This window comes from Candidatus Pantoea gossypiicola (assembly GCF_008632075.1).
In the GTDB taxonomy this organism is placed as follows: Bacteria; Pseudomonadota; Gammaproteobacteria; order Enterobacterales; family Enterobacteriaceae; genus Pantoea; species Pantoea gossypiicola.
Genome location: NZ_VWVM01000001.1, coordinates 183,351 through 208,872 on the forward strand (window position 1 = coordinate 183,351; position 25,522 = coordinate 208,872).

5 protein-coding genes are annotated in these 25,522 nt (G+C 60.4%); all 5 read right to left on the minus strand.

What is annotated here, in order from left to right; genetic code table 11:
* Positions 1-34: 34 nt before the first annotated feature.
* The 5 genes from F3I20_RS00815 to F3I20_RS00835 all read right to left on the minus strand — a co-directional run bounded on the left by F3I20_RS00815 (position 35) and on the right by F3I20_RS00835 (position 25,287).
* Positions 35-1,204: a beta-barrel domain-containing protein gene (locus tag F3I20_RS00815; RefSeq protein ID WP_150010504.1), complete on the minus strand. Its 1,170-nt coding sequence runs from the start codon at positions 1,202-1,204 to the stop codon at positions 35-37.
* A complete protein-coding gene (locus F3I20_RS00820; protein WP_150036988.1) occupies positions 1,201-3,345 on the minus strand; it encodes a type I secretion system permease/ATPase in 2,145 nt (714 codons plus the stop codon). The genes F3I20_RS00815 and F3I20_RS00820 overlap by 4 nt, the downstream gene beginning before the upstream one ends.
* A 16-nt stretch (positions 3,346-3,361) precedes the next feature.
* Complete coding sequence (locus tag F3I20_RS00825; protein WP_150010508.1) at positions 3,362-4,717, minus strand: TolC family outer membrane protein; 1,356 nt, start codon at positions 4,715-4,717, stop codon at positions 3,362-3,364.
* Between the two features lie 303 nt (positions 4,718-5,020).
* A complete protein-coding gene (locus F3I20_RS00830) occupies positions 5,021-6,937 on the minus strand; it encodes an Ig-like domain-containing protein (RefSeq protein ID WP_150036987.1) in 1,917 nt (638 codons plus the stop codon).
* Positions 6,938-7,281: 344 nt separating this feature from the next.
* Positions 7,282-25,287, minus strand: coding sequence for an Ig-like domain-containing protein (locus F3I20_RS00835; RefSeq protein ID WP_150059902.1), 18,006 nt, complete (start codon positions 25,285-25,287; stop codon positions 7,282-7,284).
* Positions 25,288-25,522: the final 235 nt, after the last annotated feature.

Consider the following 25,522-nt stretch of genomic DNA (forward strand, 5'->3'; position numbering starts at 1 on the left):
TTAAGCAGGCGGATAGTGGGGATGGTGCTGATTTTCAGCGCTCGCGCAGCGATTCTTTGACTTTATTCAGCGGCTTAATCAGATAGTCCATGACCGATTTCTGACCGGTTTTAATCTCTACGTTAGCCACCATACCCGGCACAATCGGAAATTTTCGTCCGGCACGGTTGGTCAGCTCTGCTTTCTGGGTACGAACGTAAACACGATAGTAATATTGATCGCGTTTTACCTCATCCTGCAGAGTATCGGGCGACACCGTTTCAACTTCGCCGGACAGGTCACCATAGATAGAAGAGTCATAGGCGGTCACTTTTACGGTGGCGGGCAGACCGGGACGGATATACGCGATATCACGTGGATTGATGCGCGTCTCAATCAGCAACTGATCCTCCAGCGGCACGATCTCCATCAGTTTACCGCCTGGCTCCAGTACGCCGCCGACCGTGGTGACCTGAATATCTTTGACGATGCCGCGTACCGGCGAGTAGAGCGTGGCACGCGTCAGCTGATCCTCTTTGCCCGCAGCAACCTGCAGTTGTGCATCCAGTTCGGCATTGTTTTTCACCTGCTCTTCATGGGCGCGCACCAGATAGTCGTTACGCGCTTCATCAATTTTACCGCGCAGATCGCTGACCTGACGGCGCAGACGAATCACCTCGACCTGCCCTGCCGCGCCCTTTGCCACCAGCGGTTCCGTCAGCCGCAGTTCATCCTGTACCAGTCTCAGCGACTGCTGCAGGTTACTGATGGTTTCGGTGAGATTACGACGACGCGACTCGTAGAGCTGCCGTTCGCGCGTGACCAGATTCGGCTCCTTCAGGGTTTCGGCGCTGAACGTCAGCGGCGTGCCTGACAATTCCGCCTCAAGCCTTTCGGATGAGGCACGCAGCGTGCGCACTTTGGCCTGCGCTTCGCCGAAGTTGGACTGGAAGCGCGTCGGATCAAGCGTCGCCAGCACCTGTCCTTTCTCAACAATATCGCCCTCATGCACATTCAGCTGTTTGACGATGCCGCCGTCCAGGCTGTCGATTACCTGCGCGCGACTGGAAGGTGTCACCTTGCCAGTGCCGACGGTCACCTCATCCAGAATAGCGAAGTGCGCCCAGATGAGAAAAATTGCCAGCGCGGCGGTGCAGAGCCAGATAATTGCCGATGTCCGGCGCTCATGACGGGCAAGATCTTTATCAACAATAACCAGACTCATGCGGCATCTCCTTTTCCAGGCGTCGCTGGCGTCGTCGCACGGCGCAGGATCTCGTCACGCGGACCATCGGCCACAATCCGGCCGTTATCCATCACCACAATGCGGTCAACCATTTTCAGCAGCGCCGGACGGTGCGTCACCAGCACCAGCGTCCGGCCACTGATCCAGCCCTGTAGCTGACGGATCACATGCTCTTCCAGCTGTTCATCCATGGCCGCCGTAGGTTCATCCAGCAGAACGACCTGCGGCTGTCGCAGGATCATCCGGCTTAGCATCACCATCTGACGCTGCCCGCCTGACAGTCCGCGTCCGCCTTCATTGATAATGCGATCCAGACTGGCGGCATCCTGCTGGACCAGCGACAGCGCGCCGCTGATGCGCAGCGCCTGCAGCATCTCCTGTTCGCTGGCGTGGGGATTACCCAGCATCAGGTTCTGCCGCAACGTGCCAAAGAAGAGACGGGAGTCATGCGACAGCCAGCCGAGCTGACGGCGTAAATCGACAGGATCAATACGCTCAATGTCGACGCCATCGACAATCACCTTGCCCTGAGTGGCCTGCGCCTGACCGGCGAGGATCTTCAGCAGCGTCGACTTCCCTGCCCCGACTTTGCCCAGAATGGCAATCTTCTCGCCGGGTTTAATCTGCATCTGCTGCACGTTGAGCACATTCTTTTCATTCTCTTCGTCATAGCTGTAATGGACATTGCGCAGATCGTACTGGCCGGTAAGCGTCGGACAGTGCGCCAGCGTGGCGGCTTCAGGCTGGTCGAGCGGCTTTTTCAGCAACTCATCCAGCCCTTTCATCGCCATTTTGGCGTGCTGCCAGCGTGAGAAAACCATCGTCAGCTGCATTAACGGGGCGATGGTACGGGATGAGAGCAGGCTACAGGCGACCAGCGTACCGGTGGTGATTTGCGAATCGAGCACCAGATAGACGCCAAACACCAGCATTCCGGCATAAGTGAGCTGCTGCACGGTTGACGCCCAGCCGGTAAGACGTGCGCCCCATAACCGCTGCTGATTGCTGATTGAAGCGCTGACTTCGTGGGTCTGTTCCCACTGACGCTGAAAATAGGGTTCCGCCTGCAGCGCCTTAATATCCTCAATCCCTTCGATCGTCTCCACCAGCACCGCATTGCGCAGCGCGCCCTCGCGCAGCCCCTCTTTGGCCAGCTTCGCCATCGGAATCTGGACCAGCAGGCCGGGAATGACGATCAGCGGGATCGCCGCCAGCGGAATCAGCACCAGCCAGCCCCCCACAAACGACATGATAAACAGGAACAGGATGACAAACGGCAGATCGGCTGCTGCACCTACCGTGGTTGAGGTCAGCAACTCGCGCACCTGGTCGATCTCACGCAGCTGCGAGATAAAGGATCCGGTCGATTTTGGCCGCGCCTCATTTCGGATGCTCATCGCCCGGGCAAACAGCATGGCCGAGACTTTGAGGTCGATGCGTTTGCCCATTAAGTCTGACACCTGAGTTCGCATCAGCCGAATCAGATACTCAATGGCTGCGGCGATCAGCACCCCGACAAACAGCACCCAGAGCGTGGACTGCGACTGTGCCGGAATGACCCGATCGTAGACCTGCATCGAAAAGAGAATACCGGCCAGCGCCAGCACATTGCTGATCACCGAGGCCAGCGAGATCTCGGTAATACGGCGACCCATGCCACGAAAGTTTTTCCAGAACCAGTGCGGCTCATAGGGCTGAACGAATTCGTCGATACGCGCATCCCGGCCACGCGCCGCCACGCCGATCACCCCGACATCGCCCTGAGCACGTGCCAGCAGTTCCGATAAGGCGCTTTCACGTACCACATCGCCGCCTTCACTGAGCCAGTAGCGCGCGCTGCCGTCGGCATCAATGCTCTCCAGCACCGCCACGCTGGCATTTTCCAGCACCAGCACTACCGGGGTGATCTCCTGACGCCAGCGCAGTTTATTCTGCGGCACCATGGTCAGATGCAGTCCCAGCAGCCCGGAGAGCCGCTCCAGCTGCTGCGACACCGGCAGATGTTCAAACCAGCGCATCTGCTGACGCAGGGTTTTGCCATCGGCAGGTTTACCGAATCGCGCGGCGACGCGCAGCATGGCGGCAATCCAGTTATCGGTGTTCAGGGTTGATGTACTCATTATTAATGCCTTATCGCTATTGCAGCGAAGGAAGGAGATCGCCGCTGCTTTGCTGGCGATCGATACCCATGATATCGAGCAGATTGTCTACCGCGGCGGCATAACGCACGGTGGCATCCCAGCCGTCATAAAGCGCGGTGATACGTGAGCTGTCCGCCTGAAACACATCCTGTTCCACGCTCAGCAGATCGTTCAGGCTGCGCTTACTCAGACGATATTCATCGGCGTAGACATTACGGGTATGGTCGGCGCTGGCCAGCTGTACTTCCCCGGCGGCCTGCCGCTGCTGCGCGCCAATCATGTCGGCATAAGCGGTGGAAGCATTCTGATTGATGGCGAGTTTGGCCTGCTGAACTGCAGCCTGTGCTGCTTCACGATCGCCCTCCGCTGACTCGGTTCTGGCATTCACCATGCCGCCCTGATAAAGCGGCGCTTCCACCTGCAGCTGCACTTCATCATCCCAGTAAGACGAACGATCGTTTTCATAGCGGGTCCGGCCTGCCTGCACTTTGATGGTCGGCCAGTGGCCGGACTGCGCCTGGCGCACCCGCTCACGGGCGGCCTCCTGTTTAGACTGCGCGCTGCGTACTGCAGCGCTGCTTTCATAGGCAATTTTGTCGAGGGTGATCTGCTGTTTCAGCAGCGCCTGGGGCAGTTCGGGCAGCGTGGCGGGCACGACACCGGTCAGCACGGTCAGTTGCGCGGTGGCGGAACGCAGCTGGGCGCGATATTGCTCCAGCGTGGCCTGCATCGCGGCGATGCGGGTTTCCGCCTGCAAAACATCTGACTGGGAATTGAGCCCGGCATCGGCGCGCAGTTTTGCGATATCCCGTACCCGCTGCAGCGAGGCGATATTGGTGTGCGCCGTTTCAGACAGCGCCTGGTAGCGTTTAACTTCGAGGTAGGCCTGCAGCGTATCTTCCGCCACGGTCGTCATCGAATCGAACAGGCCGAAACGATAAGCCTCTGACAGGGCATGCTGTTCATCGATGGCGCTGCCGGTGCGGCCAAAGTCATAAAGGAGCTGACTGAGCGTGATACCACCGGAGCCATTATTGTTCAGACTGCCAGCGGAGTCGGTCTGGTGAGAGCGTCCCGCGGCACCCTGCAGTGAGATCTGCGGATACCAGGCGCTGCGGGCGGCATCCAGATCACCCTCACCGACGTGGATCTGTGCCGCCGCTTCCGAGATTTTCGGATTGCGGGCAAAGGCCCGGAGAATAGCGTCGCGCAGTGTTAAGCTGGCAATCTGTTCTTCGGTTGGCGCGGCGCGCCAGTTAAATTCGGCTTTAGGTAACGGTGCGGCAAAAGCCGCGGGCACTGCCACGCCACTCAGGGCGCACAACAAAAAAGTTAATCGCGCTTTGTTCATTATCCATACCAGCAGGGGTTCTTATCATCATGGTGTTTTTCCTGGTGAACAAAGCGAGCAAAAAGGGTGTATCTCAGCGCCAGACAGCATTATTGCGTTATTTTATTTATGATTCGCAAGCGGGACGCTAAACGACCCTTAACATTATTAGATCATATCCCGCGCATATTCCTGCTAAAAACAGATGAATTCTTTAATATTTCTCCTGAACGGACGAAAAATAGCCATAAGATAAATCTGTGCCAATCCAGACAGGCTTAACAGACCTGTCCGGAAGGCGGTGCTTTTGCTAATGTGTCGGCGTCAGACTATCGGCTGTGCCGCAGGATGCTGCAGCAGATGATCGGCAAGGGTATAAGGAACGTCAGAGAAAAGATGACTCTCCTGCGGAGCGGCAGAAGCCGTAGAGGCGTGCGCCACGTGCGCGGCCTCGGCCTGCTGAGTCAGCGTGACGGTTTCGAGCAGATTATCCACCGTCTTGTCCGCCATCAGGCTGGCCGTTTCGGTATGCGATGCCACCTGTACCGTCTGGCTGGCCGTGGCCAGATTCCCGGCACTGTCTTTGCCACTGACCGTCATCTGGTATTCACCATCATCCAGCGGTGCCAGCTGTCCGGCCAGAATGGTCAGCGCCCAACCCCCATCTGCTTTTACGCTGGCGCTGTAGTGCTGATCGCCCAGCGTTAATTCTACCAGGCTGCCCGGTTGCAGATGGCTGGAGCTTCCCTGAATCAGATGCCAGCTGTTCACATCGGCAGCATCAATTTTGTTGTCATCAAAGGCAGTGTCCAGCGTCAGAGTTGGCCGCTGATGCACGGCCACGGTAAAGAGGGCGTCCCAGTTCTGCGTGTCGCTGTTGCCATACTGATCCCAGCGATGGAAGGTGGCGGCGACCGGCCCATCCGGCAGCGCCATCAGCTCGCCGGAGGTAAGCGTCACCATGCCCTGAGCATCAGGCTGATAGGTTTTGCCGTTGATCTCCAGGGAATTACACCCCTCAACGTAGAAGCTCAGATCGTGCTGCGCCTCCTGATAGTTAAGCGTCATGTCATCGCCCAGATCCATTTCGGTGTAAACCGGAATAAAGCCGGTGTGAATATTCAGCTCATGCGTGGCGTCGGTGTAATTATTGGCCCCGTCAATCGACCAGGCGCGGATCTCACCAACGTTGATAAACGCGTTCACCTCTGCTGCCGGAATCACCACCTGCCAGTGCCCGCCTTCGTCCAGGGTTGCTGCATAATCTTTCTGATTGGCACCGGTGATGACCAGCCGATGGCCCGGCATCACGGCAGAGAGTGTGCCGCTCAACAACAGATCCTGCTGAGTTTCCGCCAGATTAATGACGTCGTCCGACGTAACCTTATCAAAGGTAATTTTTGGCAGGCTGCTCAGGTGGGTAATCAGCGTCAGGTCGTGATAGTCGGTTACGGTTTTACCATTCGGATCGGTCGCCGTCACGTTGAGGCTGTAGACGCCATCCGGCAGCGCCTGCATATCGCTTTCCTGGAACGTGCCATACCACTTACCATCACTTCCCATGGTGGCGGTGGTCGTTTGCGTACCCAACGATAATTTCAGCACCGCCCCTGCAGGCAGATGCGTTGCACTGCCGCTGATTTCAACGCCGTAAATACTCTCAGCAATATTCACCGCGTTGTCGCCACTGATCGTGTCCACTGTCAGGGTCGGTTTGATGGTGCGATCAACATAGAGTCCAAAATCGACGTTGGTAGTGGTGCTATGGCCCGCTTTATCGGTAATGGTCAGCGTCAGAGTGTGATTACCATCCGGCACACCTTTTAGCGCCTCAGCCGGCATCGAAGCGTTCCAGTAGCCCCACTTATTCACCGTGCTGTGCCAGCTCTGATCGTTGAACGTCAGTGTGACCGTCGAGCCTGCTTCGCCTTCCGCCCGGCCGCGCAGATGTACCGGCTTTTGTGCTTCCCAGGCAGCAATGACGCCATCACCAGCAAGCGATTCATAGGGGCGTAGCGCAGCAGGAGGGGGGCTCTCAACCGCGCTGACCGCCAGGGCACTGTAGTTGAGCGGGCTGCTATCCGGTGACGCCGCAGAGAAAGGGGTAACGGGAAGAGTGAGACTCTGCGTTGAGACTGGCGCAATGGCGGGCAGCGCGCTGTCGGCGACGGCAAAGTCGCTCACCGCCGTCTGAAAAATGGATTCGAACCGGACGGAACGAAGCGTATCGCGTGTTGACATAGGTAACCTCAGTTCAGAACAGAAACGTAGGCCAAAAGGCCCGGATAAACCGGACGTTAAGGCTGTCGATAGAGAGTGGGTCAGCTGACGCTGCCCGTTTCCGCTGGTCGGAACTGATTACCCGCAGGTAACAGGGATAAAGAAAGAGGACGCTAATAAAAGCGACAAATGGAGCCAGAATGTTGATTTACGGCGTAACGCCGTTTGCTGCGCTTACCCTAATCTTTCATTCTGCTAATGAATAGTGGCGATAATCTGGAAAGTGAAATTATTACGTGACTAAAACAAAAAAAGCGGGTGCTTACGCACCCGCTTCTCAGACTGGCCAGGCAGAACTGTCGTCACTACACCACATGGACCTGCAGGTTTTGCTGCACCAGCACATCACCCAGGGTGTTTTCACTGGTTAGCGCCGAGTTGTGGTAGATCTCAAAGACTCTGCCCTCCACCGTGCGCTCGCCGGTCACTTCCCAGATACCGCCGTTGCTGTTCGCCAGTGTGACCTGACTGCCATCTGCGCCTTTGATCAGCAAATCATCACTCTGTTTGTCCGTAATAGTGAGTGCCTCATTGAGATCGAGTTTCACAGAGTTGGTGCCGGTTTTACCCAAATCGAGCACTTCAACGTGTTCAACTTTCAGGCCCAGCGCGGTGAGATCCAGATTGAGATACTCACCATTCAGCACCAGAGTATCGGTGCCTGCGCCGCCATCAATATGGGTAAAGTTAAGATCGCTGACCGTCACAGTGTCCGCACCGCTGCTGCCGGTCACCGAAGCACCTTCTGCCGTACTGCCATCGGCCAGCGTAATCACGACGCCGCCAATGGTGTAACCCACCTCCTCTGCCGGTGCCGCCGCTACAGCAGTGTCACTGGCCACCACGGTTTCACTGCTGCTGACCGGCGTCACCGCATCCGCTTCGGTAATCAGCGTCGAGGCCACGGCTACATGGGCGCTGTTATCGTCGCTGCTGATGCTGCTGTTATGCTGCGTTTCCACACTGGTACTGGCGACGGTAGCGCTGTCATCCACCACCGAGAAGAGCGCCACCGATTCGGTGGCCGCCAGCGTGACCGGCAGCAGCGAACCCAGCAACAGGGTATTGGTGGTGGTATAGCTGTTACCGGCCACGTCAGTGATGGAGACTTTTGCCAGCGTGTTCAGCGACAACAGCAGGCCGCCCACCGACAGCAGTGATGGTGAGAAGTTAACCGCGTAACGTCCCAGCGCATCGGTGGTGGTGTTCAGCGTCGGTCCGTTGCTGCCGTTGGAGAGCAGCAGCGTCACGCTGACTTTCGATCCCTGAGCGGCATTCAGCGATCCCCCCTGCACGACCAGGCCGGTAAGCAGAGAACCCACGATGCTGAGCACGGGATCAACCCCGACCACCGGCTGATTATGGGACAGCGCAGTAAAGCTGCTGCTGCTGGTCGCGGTATTGCCCCCAATGTCCGTCACCGTGACGGTCAGCGGATGACTGCCATCTGCGATCCCTTTCAGCGTCGCTGACGGCACGCTGATGCTCCATGCCCCATTCGCGCCGATGGTCGTGGTAAGGACATTGCCTGCCACGTTAACCGTAACCGTACCGCCCGCCGCGTTGGTGCTGGTTCCTCTGATGGTTTCAGCCGTATTGGCTTCCGCGATGTTGAGATAACCATCGCCACCGAAGAAACTGTTCACACTGACGGTCGGCGTGGTGTGACTCACAACACCCAGTGACGCCGAGGTAGAACCAGTGCTGCCCGCGCCGTTGATGACGCTGGCCGTCACGGTCTGCAGACCATCCGCAATCGCAGCGAGATTGGCCGCCGGTACAGAGAGGCTCCAGTTGCCGTTGCTGCTCACCGTGGTGCTGTAAGTCTGGCCACCCAGCGTAACGCGTATCACTGATCCTTCGGCGTTGCTGGCGGTACCTGAAATAGTCTGCGCGGTTTTGACATCGGCTGCACTCAGCGCATTGTCACCAAACAGTGAGGTAATGGCGACCACAGGCGTTGACTGACTGATAACGCTCAGTGTTCCACTGCTGTTTGCCACGTTACCGTAGGCATCGGTGCCGGTCACCGTCACGGTTTTACTGCCGTCAGTGATGGCGGCAAGATCCGCTTTCGGAACGCTGATGCTCCAGTTGCCGCCACTCACCACTTTGGTGGTGTAGGTCAGGCCGTTCAGCGTGGCGCTGACGGTGGAACCGGCCGACAGGCTGGAGGTTCCGCTCAGGGTCTGGTTCGAGGCCAGATCGGCGGCACTCAGAACCCCGTCGCCGAACACCGTATTCACCGTCAGGGTTGGCTGCACCAGTCCCAGTGATACGCCTGCGCTGGTGCTGCTGACGTTGCCGACCGGATCGGTGACCGCCGCGCTGACGGTAAAGTTACCGTTCAGCAGCGTCGAGAGCACAGCGGGCGAAACGGTAGTCGAGAACGTGCCATCGGCGTTGACCAGCGCGGTGGCCGTTGTGTTGCCAATGGCCAGCCTGACGCTGCTGCCCGCTGCCACGCCGGAGACCGTGCCGCTGATGGTCTGGGTAACCAGCGATTCCGCCAGGTTCAGCACGCCATCACCAAACAATGGATTGAGCGTAACCTTCGGCAGATTGTGAATGCCCACCAGCGCGCCGGCGGTGGTGCTGCTGGTGTTACCGGCGCTGTCGGTGACGCTGACGCCAACGGTAAGATTGCCATCCGCAATCCCCTGCAACAGCGCGGGCGTCAGTGAGACGTTAAAATTGCCGCTGGCATCGGTTGCCGTCACAAACTGCTGTGATCCCACCGATACGACAACCCGCGATCCCGCTTCTGCACCACCGACGACGCCGCCAATCACCTGCGTTACCAGCGCATCCGCCACGTTCAGCAGACCGTCACCAAACAGTGGATTAACCGTGATGGTTGGCAGCAGCGTATCGACGCGAATACCGGCGCTGGTGCTGGCGGTATTCCCCGCTGCATCCGTTACTGACGCGCCGACCGTCAGATTGCCCTGCGCCAGGGTGCCCAGGATATCCGGCGTCACCGTGGCGCTGAAGGCTCCGCCCGCACCCACGGTCACGGTCAGCTGGCTGTTGCCCACTGAAAGCGTCACCACACTGCCCTGCGCAACGTTGTTCACCACTCCGCTGATGACCTGGCCCGTGGCGATATCAGCCAGATTCAGTACGCCATCGTCAAACAGAGAGGTCAGGGAGATGGATGGTGTCTGAGTAAAGATGCCGATCGTCGCACTATTCGAGGCGACATTACCCGCCGCATCCCGGACGCTGACGCCCAGCGTCAGATTGCCATCCAGCAGTGAGGTAAGATCGCTGCCCGGCAGGCTAACACTCCACGCTCCGCCTGCCTGCACCGTTGTGCTGTAACTCTTGCTGCCAAAGGTCACCGTCACCTGTGAACCTGCCGCCGCATTTTGTATCACGCCACCTACCAGCTGCCCGGCTGCCGCTTCCGCAATGTTCAGCAGGTTATCGCCGCCAAACAGTCCGGTGAGTGCGCCCACCACCGGCACCGCATCGACAATCGCCGTGACGGTCTCACCCACGGTGCGGGTGTTTCCTGCCGCATCCGTCAGGGTAACGTCAACCGCAAGATTGCCGTCGGTGACCAGATCCAGCACCGCAGGGGGCACCACGATGGCCCATTTACCATCCTGTCCCACAGAAGCAGAGAGCGTGGTGCCGCCCAGTACCACGGATACCGTGGCCCCGACGCCCGCCGACGTCGCGGTTCCCGAGATGGTCTGCGCCACCGTGGTATCCAGCGCGCTGAGCGTGCCGTCGCCGAATACCGAATCAACCACCAGCGTCAGCGCACTGTTAACCACTTTGTTGACTGTCAGCGTGGCGTCAGTCTGGTTACCGGCTAAATCATTGACCCGCACGCCAAACACCAGCGCACCGTCAGTGAGTCCTGACAGGACATTCGGTTCAAGATTGATGCTCCAGCGGCCGTCGGCACCCACCGTTGCGGTGGCGATCGGCGCGGCATCGCCCAGATAGAGACCGATGGTCTGCCCTTCTGCGCCCTGCGCGCTGCCGGTCAGCACCTGACTGACGGCCAGATCAGCGGCGTTAAGCACGTTATCACCCGCCAGCGCGTCAACCTGCACCAGTGGCGCAGCAGTATCTACCGTCACCTGCTGTGTCACGGTCGTCACGTTACCGGCGACATCCGCCAACTGCGCGGTGATCACCGGCGTGCTGCCATCGGTCAGAGCCTGCATCGCGCTGGCAGGAACGGTGGTGGACCAGGTGCCGTCACTTTGCACTACGGCGCTGTAAGTCTGGTTGTTGAAGGTCACAACCACCGTACGGCCTGCTTCACCGACATCGGCGGTGCCGCTAATTGCCTGGCTGGTGGCGCTTTTATTACCATTGACCTGATTATCACCCGCAAAGGCATTAATCGTCAGAGCCGGTGGCGTCAGATCAACCAGCACATTACCGCTGACGGTGACAGGGGTCGTGCCATCAGTGGCATTTACCGTGATGGCGACGCTGCCGTCCGCATTGCCGAAGGCGGTGACCGGCAACGCAGCCGTTGACCAGTTGCCCGCTGCATCCAGCGTAGTGGCATAGGTCTGACCGTTGACCACCACCGTTACCACCCCACCTGCACCGAGGTTAGCCGAGGTGCCGCTCAGGACGACGCCACCCGCGACATCCTGGGTGCTGATGATGTTGTCGCCTGACACCGTGCCCAGCGTGACCAGCGGACCTGGCGGTGGCGTCAGATCCACCGTCAGCGGGACACTGCTGGTTGCGGTATTGCCTGCCAGATCGGTCACTGCCAGCGCGAGGGTGGTCGATGGCGTAAAGGTGGCCATCTGCTCTGGCGTCAGCGTCACGCTCCAGTTGCCGTTACCGTCAACGATTGCTGTGCCGAGGGTGGTGGTATTCAGCGACACCGTGACAACGGCACCGGTCTCAGCGCCTGTCGCGGTGCCGCTGAGGATCTGCGGCTGAATGCTCTCGGCGTAGTTCAGTGCGTTATCGCCAGTAAAGGCTGTGAAGCTAAGCACCGGCGGGGTTTTATCGAGCACCAGCGAACTGTTAATGGTCGTGCTGTTGCCCGCCGCATCCGTTGCCGTCACGGTGACCGGATAGGTGGCATCCGGCAGCGCTGAAAGCTGCGCCTGTGTCAGTGGCACTGTCCAGTTGCCATTGGCATCCACTGTTGCAGGGTAAGTCGTGCCGCCCAGCGTTAACTGCACCGTCTGATTCGCGCCCGCCTCACCGGTGGTGCCGCCGAGCGTAATACCTGTAGCAACATCATCGCTATTCACATAGCCGCCGAGGAATTCCGGATTAACCGCAGGCAGCGGCGCGCTGAGATCGGTGGTGAACGGCAGCTGTGCCGATGCGCTGTTACCCGCCGCATCCACGACGTTAACCGTCAGGATTTGCGTCCCGTTACCCAGAGAACTCAGCGCGTTGCCAGGAAGATCAACGGTCCAGTTGCCGTTGCCATCCACCGAGCCGGAATAAAGACTGCCATTGAGATCAACAGTGATGCTGACCGCCTGATTATCCCCCACGCTGCCGGTGCTGCCGGTCAGGGTGACGCCTGCCGCGGCTTCACTGATATTCAGTACGTTATCGCCGCCAAACGCGCCAGTATTGAAGGTTGGCACAGGCACAGCCACTTCGGTTACCACACTCAGGGCCGTCACGTCACTGTTACCCGCAATGTCGGTAGCGGTCACGGTAATGGTATGCGTGCCGCTGGTGAAGGTGGCTAACTGTGCCGGAGACAGAGCCAGCGACCAGCTGCCATCGTTCAGCACCGTGGCGGCCAGCGGCTGGTCGCCATTAAAGCCAGCGATCAGCACCGATACCGTCTGTCCTGCACCCGTAATGCCGGTCGTGCCGCTGAGGATCTGTTCGCTGCCTGCTTCCGCCGCGTTCAGCGCACCATCACCAAACGGCAGATTCAGCGTGACATCCGGCAGCGTGTTGACCGCCACCAGCAGCGTGCCGGTGGTGGAGCCGATGTTGCCGTTCTCGTCGGTAACGGTTACCGTCACCGGCAGGGTTCCATCCGGCAGTGACTGCAATACGGCAGGCGGCAGAGTCAGTGACCAGCCTGTACCGCCATCAGTGAGCGTCGCGGCATAGACGGTGCCATTGATGGTCACCGCCACCGAAGCCGGATCATCACTGTTGACCGTACCGGTCAGCGTCCCGTCCGTTGCCGCTTCCGCCGCGTTAAGACGGCCATCCGTAAATGGCGTATCGAGCGTTGGCGAGGCAATCGGGGTAATCGCTGAGACAAACGTCTGCGTCTCTGTGATGCTGTTACCGGCCCGATCCGTGGTGGTGAGGGTCAGCGTGTGTTCACCGGCCCCCAGGCTGGCGATCACCTCCGGCGTCAGGCTGGCCGTCCAGTTGCCACTGGCATCGACCGTTACCGACAGCGGGATGTTGTCATCGCCGACTGTGACGCTGAGGGTCTGGCCCGCAACAGGATTAGACGTGCCCGTGACCAGCTGAACGGAACCCGCTTCACTGATGTTAATCACGTTATCGCCGAACTGTGTTGCAGCGAAGTTTGCGGAAACTGGTGGGGTCTGGAGTATCTCAACGTCAGCTGTGGCCTGCGCCGGATTTCCGGCAGCATCTGCCGCGGTGACGACGACCTGCGTCACACCATTGTCGAGGGCATCCAGCGCAAGCGGAGCCAGATTCAGCGTCCAGGTACCGCTGGCATCGGTGGTGGTAGTGAAAGTCAGATCGCCGACAGTGATGTTCACGACGCTGCCTTCCGGCAGGTTGGTACTGTCACCACTCAGCGTTATCGCACCTTGAGTTTCTGCCAGATTGAGCAGCGAATCGCCAAACGGCGTATTCAGGGTCAGCGCTGGCAGCGTGTTAAACGCGACATCCAGTGAGGTAGTGGTATCCGTGGTGATATTGCCCGCCGCGTCGGTGACCGAAACAGTGATCGCATTAGGGCCGTCTGCCAGCTGCTGCACGTCGGCTGTGGGAATGGTGAGGGTCCAGTTCCCGTCCGCATCCGCCGTGGTGGTGTAGCTGACGTTATTCAGCGTCACCGTCACCGGCAGGCCGCCCGTGGTAGTGCCGTTGATGGTGAGATCCTGCAGCGACTCCGCCAGGTTAAGGGTGTCACCCGCGCTGACCGTAATATCCGCCAGCACAGGCGGTGTGGTGCTGAAACTGACCTCCTGCGTGGCGACCGCCGGGTTACCGGCGACATCAATGGCGGTGACGGTAAAGGTTTGCGTGCTGCCCGGCGCGACATTGATGAAGGCCGCAGACGGTACCGTCACCGTCCAGTTACCGTCAGCGTCAATCGTGGTGCTGTAGTCAGTACCGTTAAACGATACGGTCACCGGCGTTCCTGCCGCCAGCAGGGTGCTGCCGCCGCTGACCGCCACATCCGCGGTCGCCTCGGTGGCATTGATCACATCATCACCAGCCACCACGTTCATCGTCAGCGTTGGCTGAACCAGCGGGCTGGCCAGCACGACCAGGCTGGCGCTGGCGCTGGCCGGATTGCCAGACGTATCCGCTGAGACGACGACCAGCAGCTGATCGCCATCCGGCAGATTGCCCAGATCGGCGGCCGGAACGATCACGGTCCAGCTGCCATCCGCCGCCACCGTGCCGCTGTACTGAATGGCGTTCAGCGTTACCGTTACCAGCTGGCCTTCCACCAGATTAGTGCTGGTGCCGCCGATGCTTAGATCCTGCAACGACTCTGCCTGATTAAGGAAGTTATCGTCACTGATTGCCCCGATGGTCAGGGTCGGCAGATTCAGGCTGTCCGCATCACGCGTCAGCGTCTGGGTCGCCGTGGTCAGGTTACCCGCCGCATCTCTGATCGTCACATCGACCGGATAGCTGCCATCCGCCAGCCCCTGCACGACACCGGCAGGCAGGGTCACCTGCCACGTGCCATCAGAGAGTACCCGGGTGGTGTAATCGGTATTCTGGAAACTGACGGTGACCGTCTGTCCGGCATCCGCGACAGAGGCTGTTCCGCTGATAGCGACAGCTTCCAGCACCTCAACTGAATTGATGATGTTGTCGCCGCCGATAGGGTTAATGCTTAACGGAGGCGGTGTGAGATCGACCGTGACGGCGCTGGTCAGCGAACCGCTGTTACCGGCGGCATCGCTGGCGTTGACCACCAGGGTCGTCACACCCTCACCCAGTGCCTGCACCTGCGCTGGCGTTAAGGTCAGCGTCCAGTTGCCCTGCGCATCGACTGCGGCAGGGTAGTCATTATCGCCCAGCGTCACGCTGACGGTCTGACCCGCGCCCGCAACGCCGGTGCTGCCGCTCAGCGTCTGACTGACCGTCGTTTCAGCCTGGTTAAGATAGCCATCGCCAAAGGGTGTATTAATGCTGACCGACAGGGCACCGGTTGCGACGGTGATTTCACGCGTCTCCGTAACCGGATTGCCCGCCGCATCACTGACCGTCACGGTCAGGGTATACGCACCGGCCGGGATCCCTGCCAGGGCACCCGCGGGCAGCGTCAGGCTCCAGTCGCCATCCTGGGTCACGGTGGTGGTCCAGATCTGGTTGTTAAGGGTAAGAGTGACCTGCTGACCGGCTTCGGCATTACTGCTGCCGCTGAGCACAATCGGCGCGGTGCTTTCGGCGATATTGACGCTGTTATCGCCCGCAACCGGATCAAGCGACAGGGTCGGTGGCGTCAGATCGACCGTGACGCTGCCCTGGCTGCTGCCCGAGTTACCCGCCGCATCCTGTACGTTAACGGTGTAGTTAAGCGTCTCTTCCGGCAGATCGACCAGCGCAGAGGCAGGCACGCTGATCTGCCAGTTGCCATTGCTGTCGACGGTGCCGTTGTAGGTCACGCCGTTGAGAACCACGCTCACCGTCTGGCCGTCCCCTGTCACACCTGTGGTGCCGCTCAGAGTTTGTGACGTAGTGATGTCGCTGCTGTTAAGCAGACCATCGCCAAAAGCAGAGACGATCTGCGGTGCTGGCAGTGTCGCCAGCACGCTGAGCGCGGCTTCGCTGCTCAGGGTTGCCCCGCCGCTGTCTGTCGCGGTGACCGTGACGGTATAAGCCCCGTCGGCGAGTGCTGTCAGTGACTCAGCCGGAACAATCACACTCCAGCGACCACTGGCCGAGACCTGCGCGGTGTAGCTGATGTTGTTAAACAGCAGCGTGACCAGACTGCCTTCAGGCACATTCGCCGAGGTGCCTGTGACAATCAGCGGCTGACCCAGCTCCTGCGCATTCAGATAGTTGTCCTGACTGATGGCATCCATCGCCAGGCCAGACGCATTGCTGTTAATGTCAAAGGTGAGATTACTGGTGGTGGTGTTGCCCGCCACGTCGCTGACCGCCACGGTGAAACTGGCGCTGCCATCCGCAATCGCCGCCAGCGCACCGGCTGGCACGATCAGGCTCCATGCTCCGCTCGCCTGCACGGCGGCGCTGTAGACCGTGCCATCAATGGTCACGGTGACCAGCTGGCCCGCTTCGACGTTGGACGTGGAGCCAGTCAGACGTTGATCGGTAAGGCGTTCCGCACCATCAACCACATTATTACCGGCAAAGGCATCCAGCGTCAGAGTCGGCAGCGTGCCCGCCTCTACTTTCAGCGCCAGATCGCGGCTGGTGGTGGTGGCATTGCCTGCTGCGTCGCTGGCGGTCACGGTCAGAGGATAGGTGCCGTTGCCCAGCCCGGTATAAACCGTGGCGGGCAGATCCAGCGACCAGTTGCCGTTGACGTCTGCTGTGGTGCTCAGGCTGGTGCCGTTGAAGCTGGCCACAATCAGTGCATTGGCTTCACTGCTGCCGGTCAGCGTCAGCGGCTGCTGACTCTCAGCGGCGTTGATAATGCCATCGGATGGGGTGATGAAGTTCAGTACCGGTGGCAGGGTATCCACCACCAGGCTGCCGTCAGCCTGGCTGCTGTTGCCTGCCACATCACTGACCACTACGGTGTAAGGCGTGGTGCCCTGTGGCAGCGCAGAGAGCGCCGCTGGCGGAACCGCGACCTGCCAGTTACCCGCTGCGTCGACCGTGCCGCTGTAGTTAGTGCCGCCCAGCGTGACGATAACCGTCTGGCCGTCACCGGGCACGCCGGTGTTACCGGTGATCACGCCGCCGCTGACGGCTTCCTCGCCGTTGAGAATGCCGTCATTAAAGGCCACGCCTGGGGTGGCCACCGGCAGTGTGCTGGCCACCACCGTCAGGGTAGCATCGCTGGTGGCAAGCTGTTGTCCGCTGCCGTCGCTGGCTGTGGCGGTAATCGTCTGCGCGCCATCGGACGCGCCGTTAAAGGTGCCTGCCGGTAAGGTCAGGCTCCAGCTTCCATCGGCCGCCACGCTGGTGCTGGCTGTGGTGCCGTTGGCAAGCACGGTAATAATGCTGCCATCAGGCAGGCCGTTGGTGCTGCCGCTGACCACAACGGTACCGCCCAGCTCCTGGGCATTGAGGTAGTTGTCGTCGCTGATCGGTGCCAGCGCGATCGAGGGCAGCGTGTTGTCCACGCTGAAGTTAAGCGGACTGCTGGCACTGTTGCCGACGGCGTTGATCACGCTGACGTTCAGCGTCTGACTGCCCTCGCCCAGTTCCGCCAGTGCGCCCGCAGGCAGCGTAATGCTCCAGTTCCCGCTGGCCCCGACCACGCCACTGTAGTCGGTGCCATTCAGGGAGATGATCACCTGCTGCCCTGCCTCAACATTACTGCTGCTGCCCCGCACCGTAATCGGCTGTAACTGTTCGGCGGCCGTGACGATACCGTCACCGGCAAAGGTGCTGCTATCGACGGTCAGCACAGGCTGCACGTCCGGTGAAGTTGCCACATTCAGATCAACCACCTGGCTGCTCTGGTTGCCGTTAGCATTGATTTCAGTAACGGTGAGCGGATTCGTGCCCGGAGGCAGAGCCGCCAGATCATTAGCATCGATTTGCAGCGTCCACTGCCCATTCACGCCGACGGTGGTGCTGTAGAGCTGGTCATTAAGCTGGACCGTGACAATGTCGCCGTTCTGACCGCTGCCGCTGACAACCAGCGGCTCCGCCAGTTCAGCGGTGCTCAGCGCGTTGTCACCGCTGACCGGCGCGACCACCAGCGGAGGCGACGTGGTGGCAACCGTCAGCGCACTGTTCTGGCTGCTGCTGTTGCCCGCCGCGTCGGTGACGGTGACCACCACCGGATAGCTGCTGCCGTTGGTCAGACCGGCAAGCGCAGCAGGCGGTACGGCCAGCGCCCAGTTTCCGTCAGCATCAACCGTGCCGGTGTAGGTGACGCCATTCAGCGTCACACTGACGCGGTCGCCTTCACTGCCTGCGCCGCTGAAGCTGAAACCAGCAGCCTGCTCAGCGATGTTCAGCACGCCATCGCCAGCGGGCGCATTAATGCTGAAGTCGGGTGCGGTGGTATCCACGGTGACCGGCAATGGCGTGGTGGCAACGTTGCCACTGATGCTGGTCACGGTCACGTTAAGATCGTAACGGCCATCAGTCAGCTGCTGCAGATCGGCAGCGGGCACGGTGGCGGTCCAGCTGCCATCCGCGGCAACCGTGGCGCTGTAGGTCTCACCATTCAGCACAAGGCTGACGCTGTTGCCCGGGGCGACGGTGCCGCTGACGATCAGATCGGTCGCTGTTTCAGCCGCATTGATAATGCCGTCGGTGGCAATCGGGTTAACGGTCAGCACCGGTACCCCGGTATCCACCGTTAGCGGTTCACTGATGCTGGTGCTGTTACCCGCGACATCGCTCACCGTCACGGTAACGGGATTGCTGCCCTGCGCCAGTGCCTGTAGCGCATCTGGCGGCAGCGTGACGCTCCAGTCACCATTTCCCGCTACCGTTGCCGGATAGCTGATGCCGCCCAGGGTCACGCTGACGGCCTGGCCTGGCTGGACGGAGCCGGTCAGCGTCTGCGCTGTGCTGGCTTCCTCAGTGTTAAGAATGCCGTCAGTGAAAGGCGTGTTGATTTGGGGTTCTGCCAGCGGCGTCGTTGCCACCAGCAGCGTCTGGCTGGTCAGTACATCCCCTGAGGAGACGGTAACGGTAGTGTTACCCTGCGCCAGGTTCGCCAGGTCGGCGGCTGGCACGGTCAGGGTCCAGCTACCGGTTTCATCGGTTGTGGTGGTGTACAGCGTGCCGCCAGGCACCAGCGTCACGCTGATCGGGCTGTTCACCGGCAGGTTTGCAGAACCGCCGCTAAGGATCAGATCGCTCTGCGCATCCAGCACGTTGAGTGCGTTGTCGTCACTGATCGGGGCAATCGACAGCGACGGCACGTTGGTCGCGATCACGGTGAACTGCCCCTCGGCAGGCAGCGCCGGATTTCCGGCCACGTCGGTAATCGCCACGGTAAAGGTTTTATCGCCTGCGGCACCCAGCGATCCGGCGGGCAGCGTCACACTCCAGCTTCCGTTTGCCTGCACTACACCGTCGTAAGACTGACCGTTAATGGTCAGTAATACCGGCTGACCGGCCGGTACGCCAGTGACGCTACCGGTGACCAGAATGTCAGTGAGCTGTTCCGCACTGTCGACCAGATTGTCGCCGGTCACAGGATCAATGGTCAGCGCCGGTGACGTTGCCGCCAGCACCGTGACACTGGAGGCGACGGTGGAGCTGTTGCCGTAAGCGTCGCTGATTACCACGTCAACCGGGTAGAGAGCGTCTCCCAGCTGACTGATGATGGCGGCGGGTACCGTCACGCTCCATGCACCATTGGTGTCAACCGTGGCGGTGTAAGTCTCACCATTGAAAGTGACGGCCACCGTGTCGCCCTGTGTCCCCCCGCGCCCGTCGATGGTGAGATCCTGCGTGTGTTCAGCGATGTTGATATAACCATCACTGCCCGGCGTCGAGACCTCCAGCAGTGGCGGCGTGGTCGCGAAAATCAGTGAACTGCTGGCTGGCGTGGTATTGCCATCCGCGTCCGTCGCGACAACCGAGACCACCTGAGTACCATTGGGCACCCCCGCCAGGTCGGCAGCCGGAACGGTTACACTCCAGTTGCCACCCTGCGCCACTACGGCGCTGTAGGTCAGGTTATTCAGCGTGACGCGAATGATGTCACCTTCGTCGCCGGTTCCGCTGACAATCAGCGGCTGCTGCGCGTCACTGATGTTGATCACGCCGTCAGCGTCCAGAGGGTTCAGAGTCAGAGCTGGCGCTTCGGTAGCAACCCGCAGATCGGTATCCTGCGTGCTGCTGTTACCAGCCGGATCGGTCACAGTCACGGTGACCGGATAAGTCTGGTTGCTCAGCGTGGCAAGATCGGCAACCGGGACGGATGCACGCCAGTTACCGTTTTCGTCCACGATAGCCGCGTACGTTTTACCGTTTAACCCGACCGCTACACTGTCGCCCGCGGTGCCGGTACCGCTGATCAGCAGCGGCTCAGTGAGTTCATTATTGGTCAGAACGCCATCCCCGCCCGGTGCGGTAACGGTGGCAACCGGCGGCTGCGTGCTGACGGCCAGCGTCTGCGCCTGGGTCGCGATGTTGCCGCTGGCGTCGGTCAGGGTAACCACCAGCGTATAGCTGCTGCCATCTGACAGCGCCTGCAGCGCCGCTGGCGGCAGATCCACCGTCCAGTTGCCCTGCTCATCCACGGTTGCGCTGTAAATAACGTTGTTCAGCGAGACCGTTACCTGTTCGCCCGGCAGCGCACCTGAACCGCTGACCGGCACGCCTGCCGCCACTTCCGTGCTGTTAAGGATGCCATCGCCGCCTGCCACTTCCGCCACAATCAGGTTCGGTGGCAGCGTGTCGACGCTGAAGTTCAGCGTCTCATCCACGCGGTTGCCCGCCTCATCAATCGCAGTAATGGTCAGGCCGTTAGCGCCCTGCGGCAGTAAGGCGAGATCCGCGGCAGGCAGCGTCAGGTTCCAGCTGCCGTCGTCATTGACCGTAGTGCTGTAGGTTTTGCCGTTGAGCTGTACTTCGACCAACTGGCCCGCCACCGCTTTACCGGTGCTGCCACCGATCAGCAGATCGCTGTCCGCTTCGGTCTGATTAAGAATGCCATCGGTAAGCGCGCTTTCATTCAGCGTGATTTGCGGCAGTGTGGTGGTGACCACATTCAACTGAGCGGAGTCGGTCAGCAGCGCACCACTGGCGTCGGTTGCGGTGACGGAGATCAGTTTCACACCGTCGGTGATACCATTGAGATCGCCCGTCGGAACGGTGACGCTCCAGAAGCCGTTACTGCCCACCACCGCACTGTAATTGTTGCCGTTGAAGTTAAGCTGCACCGCCTGGCCCGGATTGACGCCCACCGCCGAGCCGCCGATGATCAGATCGCTGCTCAACTCCTGCAGGTTGAGGAAACCATCAACGCTGACAGGCTCGCTGATAGAGATCACACCCGGTTCACCGGCTGCCGGCGCGACGTTGATGTCACGGCTATCGGTGGCTAAGGCACCGGCTACCGACGTGACGCTGACCGTGATGGCCGTGGTGCCTGCCGCCAGGGCACTGAGCGCCGCAGACGGGATCTGCGCGCTCCAGCTGCCGTCCGGGTTGACCAGCGCACTGTAATTCTGACCGCCCAGGGTAATAGTGACCGTCTGGCCCGCCTCCACATTGCTGGTGCTGCCGGACAGCGTCTGATCGACGGCCTTCTCGCTGTTATCCACCAGATCATCACCGGCAAACAGGGCGATCGTGACTGTCGGCGTGCCCGGCTCCGCAGGCGCTTCCACCGCGATCACCCGATCTTCACTTACCGTTACACCCGCCTGACTGGTGACCGTGGCCGCGATAGTGGCACTGCCCGTCGCCAGGGCCGCCAGCGCGCTGGCAGGGACGCTCAGGCTCCAGCTGCCATCCGCACCAACCGTGGCGCTGTAGGTCTGATCGCCCAGCGTGACCGTGACAGTCTGACCCGCCTCAACGTTGGTAGTGGTACCGCTCAATAGCTGGTCGCTGGTTTTCTCATCGTTACTCAGGACATCATCACCGGCAAACTGATCGATCGTGATCACCGGCTGGCCCGGCTCAGTAACCGGTGGTTCCACGATAATTCCCAGCGTATCGCTGACGGTGGTGCCTGCCGCATTGCTGACCGTCACGACCAGCGAGGCCGCGCCCGCCGCCAGCGCACCGAGTGCATCGGCAGGGATAGCGATATTCCAGCTGCCATCGGCCCCGACCGTACCACTGTAGTTCTGGCCGCCCAGCGTCACCGTGACAATCTGTCCCGCTTCGACATTGGTCGTGCTGCCGGAGACCGCCTGAGCGTCCAGCTTCTCATCGTTGCTCAGGACGTTGTCATCAGCGAAGGCATTGATGGTTAATGTCGGCGTGCCTGGCGCGGTGCCCGATGCCTCTACGAGGAAGTCGCGGGTTTCGCTGACTGGCGTGCCGATCTGATCGTTAACGGTGACGTTCAGGGTCGCACTTCCTGCTGTCAGCGCGGCCAGCGAGCTGGCCGGAATCGTGACGCTCCAGCTGCCATCTGCGCCAACCGTGGCGGTAAAGGTCTCTCCGTTCAGCGTGACAGTAACCTGCTGCCCCTCAGCGATATTGGTGGTGGTGCCGCTCAGCAACTGGTCGCTGGCTTTCTCGCTGTTGCTGAGGATGTCATCCCCGGCAAAGGCGTCGATGGTCACAGTGGCCTGACCCGGCTGCGTTGCCGGAGCTTCGACGGTGATCGGCTGCGCGGCAGTTGCCGTATCGCCCGCCGCATTACTGACCGAAACGGTGAGTGTGGTCGTGCCGGCTGCCAGCGCGTTGAGCGCAGCTGACGGAACGGTGACGCTCCAGCTGCCATCACCCTGCACGCTGGCACTGTAAGTCTGGCCGCCCAGGGTAACTGTCACCAGCTGTCCGGCTTCAACATTACTGGTGGTGCCGCTGACCAGCTGATCAACCGCTTTTTCGTCGTTGCTCAAAGCGTTATCGACCGCGAAATCATTCAGGGTCAGGGCCGGTACGCCTGGCTCTGTTGTCGGCGCATCCACCGAAATATCGCGGGTTTCGCTGGTGGTTACGCCAGCGGCGTTACTGACGGTGACGCCAATGGCATTCGAGCCAGCGGGCAGATTGCCCAGCGCGGCTGCCGGAATAATCACACTCCAGTTTCCACTGCCATCGACAGTGCCCAGGTAAGTCTGCCCCCCCAGGGTGACGGTTACCGTCTGGCCCGCTTCGATATTGGTGGTCGTGCCGGAGAGTGTCTGGGCCGTCCCTTTTTCATCGTTGCTGAGAATGTCATCTCCGGCAAACTGACCGATGGTCACGGTCGGTTCACCCGGCTGCGTCACTGGCGCTTCCACGCTGATCGGCAGGCTGCCGGTCACGGTGTTGCCGGCAGCATTGCTGACCGAAACCGACAGGGTGGTTTCACCTGCCGCCAGTGCGCTCAGGGCTGCTGATGGCAATGTGACGCTCCAGTTGCCCTGCGCGTCCACGCTGCCGCTGTAAGTCTGACCGCCCAGCGTCACCGTCACCAGCTGGCCGGGTTCGATGTTACTGGTGCTGCCGGTCACCGTCTGGTCGGCGGCTTTCTCCGCGTTACTCAGTTGATTGTCACCGGTAAAGTCATCCACTGTGACCGCTGGCGGGCCCGTAACCACTGGCGTATCGACGCTGATGGCGCGGTTTTCGCTGGCCTCAGTGCCAGCCTGATTGGTGACGACCGCCGAAATGGCAACCGTCCCGGCGGCCAGCGCATTCAGCTGTGCAGGCAACAACGTGATGCTCCAGTTGCCCTGCGCATCAACCAGCGCGCTATAGGTCTGGTCGCCCAGCGTGATAGTGACAATCTGCCCGGTTTCGACGTTGGTGGTCGAGCCGCTCAGCAGCTGTTCACCGCTTTTCTCAGCATTGCTGAGGATGTCATCCCCGGCAAACTGGTCGATGGTGATGACCGGCGTACCCGGCTGCGTCAGCGGTGCCTCTACGGTAAGAGTCAGGCTGCCGCTGGCGGCCGTTCCCGCCTGATTAGTGACCGTTGCCGTGACGGTGGTAGTGCCGGAGGCCAGCGCGCTCAGTGCCTCGGCAGGCACGGTGATGCTCCAGCTGCCGTCGCCTGCTACGCTGCCGCTGTAGCTCTGACCGCCCAGCGTGACGGTAACAATCTGACCTGCCTCAACATTGCCGGTGGAGCCGGACAGCGTTTGTGGCGTGGTTTTTTCGCTGTTATCCAGCAGGTTATCGCCCGCAAACGGATTCAGGCTGATGACCGGCGTCGCAGGCGTGCCGGGATCGGCAGCGGCGACGGTTATCGGCAGGCTGCCGGTGGCCGCCGTGCCTGCGGCATTAGTGACGCTGACGCCGATGGTGGTGGTGCCTGCCGCGAGTCCTGCCAGCGCCGCAGCCGGAATCGCAACGCTCCAGCTGCCATCCGCACCCACGGTGCCATTGTAGGTCTGGCCACCCAGCGTGACGGTAACAATCTGGCCTGCCTCAACATTGCTGGTGGAGCCGGATACCGTTTGTGGCGTGGTTTTTTCGCTGTTATCCAGCAGGTTGTCGCCCGCAAACGGGTTCAGGCTGATAGCTGGCGTCGCAGGCGTGCCAGGATCGGCGGCGGTGACGGTTATCGGCAGGCTGCCGGTGGCCGCCGTGCCTGCTGTGTTAGTGACGCTGACATCGATGGTGGTGGTGCCAGCAGCAAGTCCCGCCAGCGCCGCTGCCGGGATCGTAACGCTCCAGCTGCCGTCCGCACCTACGGTGGCGTTGTAGGTCTGGCCGCCCAGCGTAACAGTGACAATCTGTCCCGCTTCAACATTGCTGGTGGTGCCGCTCAGCACCTGATCGGTGGCTTTTTCTGCGTTATCCAGTACATCATCGCCAGCGAATGTATTCAGAGTGATGGCAGGCGTCCCTGGCGTAACCGGTGTACCGGGATCGGTGCCGCCATCATTGCCGCCGCCGTTACCACCCCCCCCGCCGCCGCCGATGCCCACGGCCAGCCCGGCTAAGCCGAGCACACCCAGACCGCCCGCTGTAATCACGCCCATTGAGGTGTTGGTGTTATCCGCCAGGAGCAGCGGCTCTACGCTGTCGAGTGATTCATAGGTGGGCGTAACCGAACTGGAGGCGAGTTCAGCACCTTCGGCAGTCTGCGGGAAGAGCGCATGTTCCGGTGGATTGACCCCATCATCGAACACCAGTTCGCTGTGCTGACCATCGGCGTCGTCGAGGAAGAATTTCTGATAGCGTACCGTGCTGCCGTCACGCATTTTCAGCACCAGATCGTTACCCTGGCGCTCGAACTGCGTCACCATGTCGCGCGTGCCGCTGATGCGCACAACGCTGGGTTCGGTGAGGTTAATGGATTGTGACGAACCGCCAGCGGTCTGTGAGAGGAGTGTGCCGTTTTCGCGCGAGATAATGTCTACACGGCCTTGCGTGAGTTCTGCCATTTGTAACCTCTATTCCACCAGATTGGCTAATATACTGAATCTATAAACATAAAATTATTTTATGCTTTTAGCCTTCACACATAGTTTCACCCTCTGAACAACAGAAGGCGTCTCAACCTGGTGTATATAGAAACGGCAAAACAAAACTGCGTCACACGCCCCTGAAAAAGCGAAGCGTGGCGGTATTATTGTTAGATTTAGCTGTACAGACTGACGCGAAACGTAACGGTTCTGA

What these genes read in the sequence shown, in the direction of transcription:
- F3I20_RS00815 (WP_150010504.1), bottom strand. Translation starts at nt 1,204, where the DNA reads ATGAGTCTGGTTATTGTTGATAAAGATCTTGCCCGTCATGAGCGCCGG.
- F3I20_RS00820 (WP_150036988.1), bottom strand. Translation starts at nt 3,345, where the DNA reads ATGAGTACATCAACCCTGAACACCGATAACTGGATTGCCGCCATGCTG.
- F3I20_RS00825 (WP_150010508.1), bottom strand. Translation starts at nt 4,717, where the DNA reads ATGAACAAAGCGCGATTAACTTTTTTGTTGTGCGCCCTGAGTGGCGTG.
- F3I20_RS00830 (WP_150036987.1), bottom strand. Translation starts at nt 6,937, where the DNA reads ATGTCAACACGCGATACGCTTCGTTCCGTCCGGTTCGAATCCATTTTT.
- F3I20_RS00835 (WP_150059902.1), bottom strand. Translation starts at nt 25,287, where the DNA reads ATGGCAGAACTCACGCAAGGCCGTGTAGACATTATCTCGCGCGAAAAC.